The organism is Candidatus Sodalis endolongispinus (genome assembly GCF_018777395.1).
GTDB lineage: Bacteria > Pseudomonadota > Gammaproteobacteria > Enterobacterales > Enterobacteriaceae > Sodalis_B > Sodalis_B endolongispinus.
Genome location: NZ_JAFJYC010000001.1, coordinates 524,810 through 537,586, shown reverse-complemented (window position 1 = coordinate 537,586; position 12,777 = coordinate 524,810). Strand labels below are relative to the sequence as shown.

The 12,777-nt window shown below is 57.7% G+C and carries 8 protein-coding genes; all 8 read left to right on the top strand.

All coding sequences use genetic code 11. The features are described 5' to 3' along the window. Window position 1: 1 nt before the first annotated feature. Window positions 2-1,768, top strand: coding sequence for a succinate dehydrogenase flavoprotein subunit (gene sdhA / locus JZM24_RS02675; protein WP_215668469.1), 1,767 nt, complete (start codon window positions 2-4; stop codon window positions 1,766-1,768). A gap of 15 nt (window positions 1,769-1,783) precedes the next feature. Next, on the top strand, window positions 1,784-2,500 hold the full coding sequence (locus JZM24_RS02670; protein ID WP_215668468.1) for a succinate dehydrogenase iron-sulfur subunit: 717 nt from the start codon (window positions 1,784-1,786) through the stop codon (window positions 2,498-2,500). Window positions 2,501-2,715: 215 nt separating this feature from the next. Further along, window positions 2,716-5,523, top strand: coding sequence for a 2-oxoglutarate dehydrogenase E1 component (gene sucA / locus JZM24_RS02665; RefSeq protein ID WP_215669977.1), 2,808 nt, complete (start codon window positions 2,716-2,718; stop codon window positions 5,521-5,523). A 15-nt stretch (window positions 5,524-5,538) separates the two neighbouring features. Continuing rightward, a complete protein-coding gene (gene odhB, locus JZM24_RS02660; RefSeq protein WP_215668467.1) occupies window positions 5,539-6,759 on the top strand; it encodes a 2-oxoglutarate dehydrogenase complex dihydrolipoyllysine-residue succinyltransferase in 1,221 nt (406 codons plus the stop codon). Window positions 6,760-6,873: 114 nt separating this feature from the next. Beyond that, on the top strand, window positions 6,874-8,040 hold the full coding sequence (sucC, locus tag JZM24_RS02655; RefSeq protein ID WP_215668466.1) for an ADP-forming succinate--CoA ligase subunit beta: 1,167 nt from the start codon (window positions 6,874-6,876) through the stop codon (window positions 8,038-8,040). After that, complete coding sequence (gene sucD / locus JZM24_RS02650) at window positions 8,040-8,912, top strand: succinate--CoA ligase subunit alpha (RefSeq protein WP_215668465.1); 873 nt, start codon at window positions 8,040-8,042, stop codon at window positions 8,910-8,912. The genes sucC and sucD overlap by 1 nt, the downstream gene beginning before the upstream one ends. 1,129 nt (window positions 8,913-10,041) lie before the next feature. Beyond that, entirely contained in the window at window positions 10,042-11,610 is a 1,569-nt protein-coding gene (cydA, locus tag JZM24_RS02645; protein WP_215668464.1) for a cytochrome ubiquinol oxidase subunit I, read from the top strand. A 17-nt stretch (window positions 11,611-11,627) separates the two neighbouring features. Next, window positions 11,628-12,767: a cytochrome d ubiquinol oxidase subunit II gene (gene cydB, locus JZM24_RS02640; protein WP_215668463.1), complete on the top strand. Its 1,140-nt coding sequence runs from the start codon at window positions 11,628-11,630 to the stop codon at window positions 12,765-12,767. Window positions 12,768-12,777: the final 10 nt, after the last annotated feature.

The window sequence follows — 12,777 nt, the reverse complement described above, 5'->3', positions numbered from 1 at the left end:
AATGTCATTGCCGGTGAGAGAGTTTGACGCCGTAGTAATCGGCGCAGGAGGCGCAGGTATGCGCGCCGCGCTGCAGATTTCCCAGATGGGGCTCTCGTGCGCGTTAATTTCCAAAGTTTTTCCTACGCGTTCCCATACGGTGTCGGCGCAGGGCGGTATCACCGTCGCGCTCGGCAACAACCATGAAGACGACTGGCAGTGGCATATGTACGATACGGTCAAAGGGTCTGACTACATCGGCGACCAGGATGCTATCGAATACATGTGCAAAACTGGTCCGGAAGCGGTGCTGGAGCTGGAGCATATGGGGCTGCCGTTTTCCCGCCTTGACGACGGGCGCATCTACCAGCGTCCGTTCGGCGGCCAGTCGCTTAACTACGGCGGCGAACAGGCCGCACGTACCGCCGCTGCCGCCGACCGCACCGGGCATGCGCTGCTGCATACGCTTTATCAGCAAAACCTGAAAAACCACACCACCATTTTTTCCGAATGGTATTCCATTGATCTGGTGAAAAACCAGGATGGCGGCATCGTGGGCTGCACCGCGCTGTGTATTGAAACCGGTGAAGTGGTGTATTTCAAGGCGCGGTCGACCATTCTCGCCACCGGCGGCGCCGGACGCATTTATCAATCCACGACCAATGCCCACATCAATACCGGCGACGGCGTCGGCATGGCGCTGCGCGCCGGGGTGCCGGTTCAGGATATGGAAATGTGGCAGTTCCACCCCACCGGCATCGCTGGTGCCGGGGTACTGGTCACCGAGGGCTGCCGCGGTGAGGGCGGTTATCTGCTGAATAAGCACGGCGAGCGCTTTATGGAACGTTACGCGCCGAACGCCAAAGATCTGGCGGGCCGCGATATGGTCGCCCGCTCGATTATGATTGAAATCCGCGAAGGCCGCGGTTGCGACGGCCCGTGGGGGCCACACGTGAAACTGAAGCTGGACCATTTAGGCAAAGAGGTACTGGAATCGCGTCTGCCGGGGATCCTGGAATTGTCGCGCACCTTCGCCCATGTGGATCCGGTGAAGGAGCCGATTCCGGTCATTCCCACCTGCCATTACATGATGGGAGGGATCCCGACCAAAGTGAGCGGCCAGGCGATCACCGTCAACGCCCAGGGTGAAGACGTGGTTATCCACGGCCTGTTCGCGGTGGGGGAAATCGCCTGCGTCTCGGTGCACGGCGCTAACCGCCTAGGCGGCAATTCGCTGCTGGATTTGGTGGTGTTCGGCCGCGCGGCGGGGATGCATCTGCAGGAATCGTTGACAGAGCAAGGGCCGACGCGGGATGCCAGCAACGACGATATTGAGGCGTCGCTGAGCCGCTATCACCGCTGGAACAATAATCGCAGCGGGGAGGATCCGGTCGAGATCCGCAAAGCGCTACAGGCCTGTATGCAAAACAACTTCTCGGTGTTCCGCGAAGGGGACGCCATGGCCAAAGGGCTGGCGGAACTTAGGGAAATCCGAGAGCGTTTACATCATGCCCGTCTTGACGACACCTCGACGGAATTCAACACCCAACGCGTAGAGTGCCTGGAGCTGGATAACCTGATGGAAACCGCTTACTCCACCGCGCTGTCGGCAAATTTCCGCACCGAAAGCCGCGGCGCCCATAGCCGTTTCGATTTCCCGGACCGCGACGATGAAAACTGGCTGTGCCACTCGCTGTATTTACCCGACAGCGACAGCATGACGCGTCGTAAGGTCAACATGCAACCGACATTACGCCCGGCGTTCCCGCCGAAAGTGCGTACCTACTAGGGTGGAGGATGAATCATGAAGGTTGAATTTTCCATCTATCGCTACAATCCCGATGTCGACGATAAGCCGCGCATGCAGGACTACACCCTCACTGTGGAGGAGGGGCGCGATATGATGCTGCTGGATGCCTTAATCCAGCTTAAAGAGCAGGACTCGAGCCTGTCGTTTCGCCGCTCCTGCCGTGAAGGGGTGTGCGGCTCGGACGGTGTCAACATGAACGGTAAAAACGGTTTGGCGTGCGTTACGCCGCTGTCGATGCTGAGCAAGGGCGACCATAAAGTCGTTATTCGCCCGCTGCCCGGCCTGCCGGTCATCCGCGATTTGGTGGTGGATATGGGGCAGTTCTATGCCCAGTACGAGAAGATCAAACCCTTCTTGATAAACGACGGCCGCAATCCGCCGGCGCGAGAGCATCTGCAATCGCCGGAACAGCGCGCCAAGCTGGACGGTCTGTATGAATGTATTCTCTGTGCCTGCTGCTCTACCTCTTGTCCGTCTTTCTGGTGGAACCCCGATAAATTCATCGGTCCGGCGGGGCTTCTGGCTTCCTATCGTTTCCTTATCGACAACCGTGACACCCATCAGCAGGCGCGGTTGGATGATCTGAACGACGCTTTCAGCGTTTTCCGCTGTCACAGCATTATGAATTGTGTCAGCGTATGCCCCAAAGGGCTTAACCCTACCAAGGCTATCGGTCATATCAAAAGTATGCTGGTGAACTACAGCGCCTGATAGGCGCTGCTGTCCCCCGAGCGCCGCGGCGACCGGGGGACAGCGCAGGAAGCCTTTGAAAACCGGTTAACGGCCATGCGGCCAGTCGCTTTTCAAAGGTTCCTTCGGCAAAGATGACCTCGCAGGGGTAATCCGCTGGCTGAACCGCTTATATGTGACTCGATTACGGGTTAACCATGGCGAAAACTGAAGCTTAATAAGCTTAAGGGATCATGATGCAGAACGGCGCAATGAAGGCCTGGCTGGATTCCTCCTATCTGGCGGGCGCAAACCAGTCCTACATAGAGCAGCTCTATGAAGATTTTTTGACGGATCCTGACTCTGTCGATGCGAGCTGGGGTGCAATTTTTAAACAGCTACCGACCGCGGGTGTCAGCCCCGATCAACTCCACTCCAAAACGCGGGAATATTTCCGCCGTCTGGCGAAGGATGCGACACGCTATACCGCCTCGGTCAACGATCCGGATATCGACTCGAAGCAGGTGAAAGTCCTGCAGCTCATCAATGCTTTCCGTTTTCGCGGGCATCAGCATGCCAATCTGGATCCCCTGGAGCTGTGGAAACAGGAAACGGTTCCCGATCTTGATCCCGCCTTCCATCACCTTACCGAGGCTGATTTTCAGGAAACCTTTAACGTGGGGTCGTTTGCCATTGGCCGCGACACCATGAAATTGGCGGATTTGTACGAGGCGCTGAAAAAAACCTATTGCGGCGCCATCGGCGCCGAATATATGCACATCACCAATACCGAAGAAAAACGCTGGATCCAACAACGTATCGAGTCGGTGGTGGGCCAGCCGAGTTTCACTCGCGACGAGAAAACGCGTTTTCTTGCTGAGCTGACCGCGGCGGAAGGGATTGAGCGTTATCTGGGCGCCAAGTTCCCGGGCGCCAAGCGTTTCTCGCTGGAAGGCGGCGATGCGCTGATTCCGATGCTAAAAGAAATGGTCCGTTATGCCGGCAGCAACGGTACACGGGAAGTGGTGCTGGGCATGGCGCATCGCGGCCGCCTGAACGTGCTGGTCAATGTGCTGGGCAAAAAGCCGCAAGACTTGTTTGACGAGTTCGCCGGCAAACATAAAGAGCATTTAGGCACCGGCGATGTGAAGTACCATCAGGGCTTCTCTTCCGACATAAAAACTGAAGGCGGGTTGGTGCACCTGGCATTGGCGTTCAACCCCTCTCATCTGGAGATCGTAAGCCCGGTGGTCATGGGCTCGGTTCGCGCACGTATCGACCGGATGGATGAACAGAGCAGCACGATGGTGTTGCCGATTACGCTGCACGGCGATGCCGCTATCAGCGGCCAGGGCGTGGTGCAGGAAACGCTGAACATGTCCAAGGCGCGCGGTTACGACGTGGGCGGGACGGTGCGTGTCGTTATCAATAATCAGGTGGGTTTCACCACCTCCAATCCCCACGACGCGCGCTCTACCCAGTACTGTACCGATATCGCCAAAATGGTGCAGGCGCCGATTTTCCACGTCAACGCCGACGATCCCGAAGCGGTAGCGTTTGTCACCCGGGTGGCGTTTGATTTCCGCAATACCTTTAAACGTGACGTGATGATCGATTTGGTGTGCTATCGCCGCCACGGCCATAACGAGGCCGATGAGCCGAGCGCCACACAGCCGCTGATGTATCAGAAAATTAAAAAGCACCCGACGCCGCGCAAAATCTACGCCGACCGCCTGAAGCGCGACGGCCTTATCACCCTCGCCGACGCCACCGAACAGGTCAATGTGTTCCGCGACGCGCTGGATCAGGGTGAGTGCGTGGTGAAAGAGTGGCGGCAGATGAATATGCATTCCTTCGCCTGGCAGCGCTATCTCAATCATGACTGGGACGAAGGGTACCCGATCCAGGTGGAAAGTAAGCGTTTGCAGGCGCTGGCGCACCGCATCAGCGAGGTGCCGGCCGGCGTCGAAATGCAACCGCGGATAGCCAAGATTTATCACGACCGCGCCGCGATGGCGCGCGGTGAAAAGCCTTTCGATTGGGGCGGCGCCGAAACGCTGGCCTACGCCACGCTGGTGGACGAGGGGGTCCCCATCCGCCTGTCGGGAGAGGACACCGCCCGTGGCACCTTCTTCCATCGCCACGCGGTGGTGCATAACCAGAAGAATGGCTCAAGCTATACCCCGCTCGGCCACGTGAACAATGGCCAAGGCAGCTTCCGCGTCTGGGACTCGGTGTTGTCGGAGGAAGCGGTGCTGGCGTTTGAATACGGTTACGCCACCGCCGAGCCGCGGACCTTGGTTATCTGGGAAGCACAGTTCGGCGATTTCGCCAACGGCGCCCAGGTGGTCATCGATCAATTTATCAGTTCCGGCGAGCAAAAGTGGGGACGGATGTGCGGGTTGGTAATGCTGCTGCCCCACGGCTATGAAGGGCAGGGACCGGAGCACTCTTCCGCCCGCCTGGAGCGCTATCTCCAGCTGTGCGCGGAACAAAATATGCAAGTCTGCGTCCCGTCAACGCCGGCGCAGGTCTATCATATGCTGCGGCGCCAGGCGCTGCGCAATATGCGCCGGCCGCTGATTGTCATGTCGCCCAAGTCGCTGCTGCGCCATCCGCTGGCGATCTCGTCCCTTGAGGAGCTGGCCAGCGGCACCTTCCAGCCCGCCATTGGTGAGGTGGACGATCTCGACCCGCAGGGCGTTAAACGCGTCGTGATGTGTTCCGGCAAAGTCTATTATGATCTTTTAGAGCAGCGGCGCAAAAACGGGCAGCAGGACGTGGCCATCGTGCGTATTGAACAGCTCTACCCGTTCCCGCTGCAGGCGGTCCGGGAGGCGCTGGCGCCGTATGCGCATGTAGAGGATTTCGTTTGGTGCCAGGAAGAGCCACAAAATCAGGGCGCCTGGTATTGCAGCCAACACCATTTCCGCGAAGTGATATCCGCAGGCGCCACGCTGAATTATGCGGGCCGTCCGGCTTCCGCCTCGCCGGCGGTAGGGTATTTGTCCGTACACCAGACCCAGCAAAAAAATCTGGTCAACGACGCGCTGAACGTTAATTAACAATAAGGATAGAGAATGAGTAGCGTAGATATTCTGGTTCCTGACCTGCCTGAATCGGTCGCGGATGCCACCGTCGCCACCTGGCATAAAAAGCCCGGTGACAGTGTTCAGCGTGATGAAGTGCTGGTCGAGATTGAAACCGACAAAGTGGTGCTGGAAGTTCCCGCCCCTGAAGCCGGCGTTCTGGAAGCATTGTTGGAAGACGAAGGCGCTACCGTGACCGCCCGTCAAGTGCTTGGGCGTCTGCGCCCGGGCGACAGTACCGGCCAGGCGACCACCGAGAAGTCCCAGAGCCAGGAGTCCACGCCGGCCCAGCGCCACACCGCGGGCCTGGAAGAGGGAAGCAACGACGCGCTGAGCCCGGCCATTCGCCGCCTTATCGCCGAGCACAATCTCAATCCCGAAGCCATTAAAGGCAGCGGCGTAGGCGGACGCCTGACCCGCGAAGATGTGGAAAAACATATCGCCGGCCGGCAGAACGCCGCCCAGGCCACGGCCGCCACCCAGGAAGACGCCCCGGCGCCTGCGCTCGGCAACCGCAGCGAAAAACGCGTGCCAATGACCCGCCTGCGCAAGCGCGTGGCCGAACGTCTGCTGGAAGCGAAAAACAGCACCGCCATGTTGGCCACCTTTAATGAGGTGAACATGCAGCCGGTGATGGATCTGCGCAAGCACTACGGCGATGCGTTTGAAAAGCGCCACGGTATCCGTCTGGGCTTCATGTCCTTCTATATCAAAGCGGTACTGGAAGCGTTAAAACGTTTCCCGGAAGTGAACGCGTCTATCGATGGCGAAGATGTGGTTTACCATAACTACTTTGATGTCAGCATCGCGGTATCCACGCCTCGCGGCCTGGTGACGCCGGTACTTAAGGATATCGATGCGCTGGGCATGGCCGATATCGAGAAGAAAATCAAGGAGTTGGCTGTTAAGGGCCGCGATGGCAAACTGAAAGTCGAGGAGCTGACCGGCGGTAACTTTACCATTACCAACGGCGGCGTCTTCGGTTCGTTGATGTCGACGCCCATCATCAACCCGCCGCAAAGCGCGATCCTGGGCATGCATGCCATCAAGGATCGGCCGATGGCGGTGGGCGGGCAGGTGGTTATCCTACCGATGATGTATTTAGCGCTGTCTTATGACCACCGGATTATCGACGGCAAAGAATCCGTCAGTTTCCTGGTGACGGTGAAAGAGATGCTCGAAGATCCTACTCGCCTGCTGCTGGACGTTTAGCGCATGACGGCGGCGGCCCGGAGCCGCCGCCCGAGGTCAACGGCTTTGATGCCCCATTACGGCGACGCGACCGAGCGCCGCTGACACTCTCCAGACGAAGATGGAAACAACATCATGAATTTACATGAATATCAGGCAAAACAGCTGTTTGCTCGGTATGGTCTTCCTGCCCCGACCGGTTACGCCTGCAATACGCCGCGTGAAGCGGAAGAGTCCGCCTCGAAAATCGGCGCCGGCCCTTTGGTGGTGAAATGCCAGGTGCATGCGGGCGGCCGCGGTAAATCCGGCGGCGTGAAAGTGGTGAAATCGAAAGAAGAAATCCGCGCCTTCGCGGAGCAGTGGCTGGGTAAGCGTCTGGTGACCTATCAGACGGACGCCCTGGGCCAGCCGGTCAATCAGATTCTGGTGGAGGCGGCCACCGACATCGCCAAGGAGCTCTATCTGGGCGCGGTCGTCGATCGCGGCACGCGCCGCGTGTTGTTTATGGCATCCACCGAAGGGGGCGTGGAGATTGAGAAGGTGGCGGAAGAGACGCCGCACCTGATTCATAAAGTGGCACTGGACCCGCTCACCGGCCCGCAGCCGTATCAGGGCCGCGAGCTGGCGTTTAAACTGGGCCTGAGCGGCAAGCAGGTCTCTCAGTTCAGTAAAATCTTCATGGGCCTGGCGACGCTGTTTTTAGAGCGCGATTTGGCGCTGGTGGAAATCAACCCGCTGGTGATTACCGGTGCCGGCGATCTTATCTGCCTTGACGGCAAATTGAGCGCCGACGGTAACGCGTTGTTCCGCCAGCCGGAGCTGCGTGAGATGCGCGATCACAGCCAGAAAGACGAACGCGAAGCGCACGCCACCCAATGGGAGCTGAACTATGTGGCGCTGGACGGCAATATCGGTTGTATGGTGAACGGGGCCGGCCTGGCGATGGGGACGATGGATATCGTCAAATTGCACGGTGGCGAACCGGCCAACTTCCTTGACGTAGGCGGCGGCGCCACCAAGGAGCGCGTCACCGAGGCGTTCAAAATCATTTTGTCGGATGAGAAGGTGAAAGCGGTGCTGGTCAATATCTTCGGCGGCATCGTCCGCTGCGATTTGATAGCCGATGGCATCATCGGCGCGGTATCCGAGGTGGGCGTCAGCGTCCCCGTGGTGGTCCGTCTGGAAGGGAATAACGCCGAACTGGGCGCCAAGCGATTGGCGGATAGCGGGCTGAACATCATCGCCGCCACAAGTCTGACTGACGCGGCTCAACAGGTTGTCGCCGCGGTAGAGGGTAAGTAATGTCTATTTTGATTGATAAAAACACCAAAGTCATTTGCCAGGGTTTTACCGGCAGCCAGGGGACCTTTCACTCCGAACAGGCGCTGGCCTACGGTACCCAAATGGTCGGCGGCGTCACGCCCGGCAAAGGGGGCACCGAGCATCTCGGTTTGCCGGTGTTTAATACCGTTCGCGAGGCGGTTGACAAAACCGGCGCAACGGCATCGGTAATCTATGTGCCGGCGCCGTTTTGCAAGGACTCGGTACTTGAAGCCATCGATGCCGGCATTGAGCTGATTATCTGCATCACCGAAGGCATCCCAACGCTGGATATGCTGACGGTGAAAGCCAAGCTTGAGCAAAGCCGCGCGCGCATGATCGGGCCTAACTGCCCGGGCGTGATTACCCCGGGGGAATGTAAAATCGGCATTATGCCGGGGCATATCCATCAGCCCGGCCGGGTGGGTATTGTCTCCCGCTCCGGCACCCTGACCTATGAAGCGGTGAAGCAAACCACCGATACTGGCCTGGGTCAGTCCAGCTGCGTGGGTATCGGCGGTGACCCGATCCCTGGCTCAAACTTTATCGACATCCTCAAGCTGTTTGAAGAGGATCCGCAGACGGAAGCCATCGTGATGATCGGCGAAATCGGCGGTAGCGCGGAAGAAGAAGCCGCCGCCTATATCAAGAGTCACGTCACCAAACCGGTGGTCGGCTATATCGCCGGTGTCACGGCGCCGAAGGGGAAACGGATGGGCCATGCCGGCGCGATTATCGCGGGCGGCAAGGGCGCCGCGGATGAAAAATTCGCCGCGCTGGAAGCCGCGGGCGTTAAGACCGTGCGCAGCCTGGCCGATATCGGCGAAGCGCTGAAGTTCATTTTGCCGAACTGAGTCGACGCCCCCGAACCAGAGTGGACGAAGCCGCGCGCCCGAGGCCGTGGCTATTCAAATGTTGCATGGCTGCCTGCGGGCAGCTTTTTTTTGCCATAACGGCACCATGGCGGCGGTTGTTTCGCCCATTGCCCGTCAAGGAAGGGCTTATGCTTTTACTGATGCTGATGCTCAGTGTGATGCGACGAAGAGGCTTAAGCTTATGTTGAGGCTTATTTTGCCCGACAAAGAAGGGCTTATGCTGAGACAGGGTGAGGTGGGGTGAGGAGTAATAGGAAGGGATGATGGGATGAAGGACGGTTAAGCCAGAGCTGAAACCTCAATCTCACCTGCTGATGGCGCCAGAAGCTTCAGCGCGGTCAGCGCACAGCGTGGCGAAAGCCGTTCGTGTGCGGCGAGGCAATGTCTCAATGACAAATAGCGGTCGCTGGGTCTGATGGCGCAAGATGATGTTAGTGGTGTCCGCCTTAAGCCAAGGGACCGGGCGCGAGGTGAGCAACAGGTCGTGTGCCAAATGTCGGAAATAACGTCAAGTGACAATAATGACGGTATGATGACCGTTATGGAGGCGATATTAATAAACATGCATTATCGCGCGATGAGCATATTAAATAATGCTACCCTGCAGAAACGAATATTCCACATTATAATTTTCATTTATTTTTAACACCGTATTTTATTAATCACACTTTAGCAACATTTCGCCGAAATGGCTTTTTTGGCTACCAATATTTAACAAAAAGCGCAAAACATTGCGTTAAATCAATATTTGCCCGCGCGTGGCGTGCGAGGGCGGCGGCAGTTTTGCGCCAGCGCAATTTCAGCGAAGGCGCGGCGCGGCATCTTAATTGATCATTATGCGGTTTTATTACCTCCGCCACTAAAAAATATATTTATCCAGAGGAAGTTGAGGGGTACTATACGGGCATTCCCAACCGGGTCTGTTGGTATTTCTTTCATCCGTCTGCGGCGCCGATGCCCTTCATCCCCGCTAAGGTTAGAGGCGGCTGGCGGTTAATGATAACTATAAAGTCTTTGTTATTAACCGCGCCTATCCGGCTGCCCTTAGCAAGAGGGACGGCTGTACCGGCGCATGTGTGATCCTTCCTGCGAGGAGCAAGGAGTCATCATGTTTGATGTCGTCGAACTATCACGATTACAGTTTGCTTTAACGGCGATGTACCATTTCCTGTTTGTGCCGCTGACGCTGGGTATGGCGTTTTTTCTGGCCATCATGGAAACGGTTTATGTGCTGTCGGGTAAACAGATCTATAAAGATATGACCAAGTTCTGGGGCAAGTTGTTCGCTATCAACTTCGCCCTCGGCGTGGCTACCGGTCTTACCATGGAGTTCCAGTTCGGTACCAACTGGTCATACTTCTCCCACTATGTCGGCGATATTTTCGGCGCACCGCTGGCCATTGAAGGGCTGATGGCCTTCTTCCTAGAATCCACCTTCGTCGGCCTGTTCTTCTTCGGCTGGGACCGCTTGGGCAAAGTGCAGCATATGGCGGTGACCTGGCTGGTGGCGTTGGGCTCCAACCTGTCCGCGCTGTGGATCCTGGTGGCCAACGGCTGGATGCAAAATCCCATCGCGGCGGATTTCAACTACGAAACCATGCGTATGGAGATGGTCAGCTTCGCCGACCTGGTCCTTAACCCGGTCGCGCAGGTGAAATTTGTGCATACCGTGGCCGCCGGCTACTGCACCGGCGCGATGTTTGTCCTCGGCATCAGCTCCTATTACCTGTTAAAAGGGCGCGACATCGCTTTCGCCAAACGCTCCTTCGCCATCGCCGCCTCCTTCGGCATGGCGGCGGTGCTGTCGGTCATCGTGCTGGGGGATGAATCCGGTTACGAAATGGGCGATGTGCAAAAAACCAAGCTGGCGGCTATCGAGGCGGAATGGAACACCGAGCCGGCGCCGGCCTCCTTTACCCTGTTCGGTCTGCCGAACCAGGAAGACCAGACCAACCATTTCGCGGTGCGTATCCCCTATGCGCTGGGCATTATCGCCACCCGTTCCACCGATCGCCAGGTTACCGGCCTGAAAGATCTGATGGCGCAGCATGAGGTGCGCATTCGTAACGGGATAAAAGCCTATAGCCTGCTGCAACAGCTACGCGAAGGCAGCACCGATCCTGCGGTGCGCGAAGCGTTTAACAGTAGCAAGCAGGATTTGGGGTATGGGCTGCTGCTCAAACGCTACACAGACGACATCACCCAGGCCAACGAGCAGCAGATTCGTCAGGCGACCAGCGATTCTATCCCGCGCGTGGCGCCGCTGTATTTCTCCTTCCGTATCATGGTGGGCTGCGGCGTGTTGATGCTGCTGCTGATTGCCGCCTGTTTCTGGACTGTGCTGCGTAACCGTATCGGTCAGCCGCGCTGGCTGCACCGTGCTATGCTCTATGGGATCCCGCTGCCGTGGATCGCCATCGAGTCTGGCTGGTTTATCGCCGAATATGGCCGCCAGCCCTGGGCTATCGGTGAAATCCTGCCGACCGCTGTCGCCAACTCGACCCTGACCGCCGGCGACATCTTGTTCTCGATGGGGCTGATTTGCGGACTGTACACGCTGTTTTTGGTGGCGGAAATGTATCTGATGTTCAAATTCGCGCGCCTGGGGCCAAGCAGTCTGAAAACCGGCAACTACCATTTTGAACAATCGTCCGTTTCCTCGGTGGGCGCACGGTAATACAGGAGCGAATGACTATGTTTGATTATGAAGTATTGCGTGTTATCTGGTGGGTACTGATTGGCGTGCTGCTCATCGGTTTCGCCGTCACCGACGGGTTTGATATGGGCGTCGGCATGCTGATGCGACTGTTTGGCCGCGGTGATGTTGAACGCCGGGTCATGATCAATACCATCGCGCCACACTGGGACGGTAACCAGGTGTGGCTCATCACCGCCGGCGGCGCGCTGTTCGCCGCCTGGCCCATGGTGTATGCCGCGGCGTTCTCCGGCTTTTATATCGCCATGATCCTGGTGTTGGCCTCGCTGTTCTTCCGCCCGGTCGGTTTCGACTACCGCTCGAAAATCGACGACGCCCGCTGGCGCAATCTGTGGGACTGGGGGATCTTCATCGGCAGCTTCATTTCACCGGTGGTGATAGGGGTCGCCTTCGGCAACCTGCTGCAGGGCGTGCCGTTCTACGTGGACGAGTACCTGCGCCTGTATTACACCGGCAATTTCTTCCAGTTGCTCAACCCGTTTGGCCTGCTGGCGGGCATTGTCAGTCTGGCGATGTTCCTGACCCATGGCGGCACTTATCTGCAAATGCGCACCGGCGGCGATTTGCAGGTGCGGATGTGCGGCATCACCCAGCTTACCGCGCTGGTGACGATGATAACCTTCCTATTGGCCGGTATTTGGGTCGTCAATGGCATCGACGGCTATACCATTACCTCCGTCATCGACCGGGCCGCACAGTCCAACCCGCTGCACAAAGAAGTTGCGCATCAGGCCGGGGCATGGCTGGCTAATTACCACGCTTATCCGGGACTTTGGATCGTGCCGGCGCTGGGTGTAGTGCTGCCGCTGCTAACAATTGTCTTCAGCCGGGCGGGGCGCAGCGCCTGGGCCTTTATTTTCTCCTCGCTGACCGTGGCCTGTGTGATCTTGACCGCGGGGATTACGCTGTTCCCGTTCATCATGCCGTCGAGCACGATGCCTAACGCCAGCCTGACGATGTGGGATACGACCTCGAGCCTGGGGACGCTGAAAGTCATGACCGTGGTGGCAATCATTTTCGTGCCGATTGTGTTGCTCTATACCATTTGGTGTTACTACAAAATGTTCGGTCGCATCACGAAAGAACATATTGAACAAAACACGCATTCGCTGTACTGAGTTAAGGAGC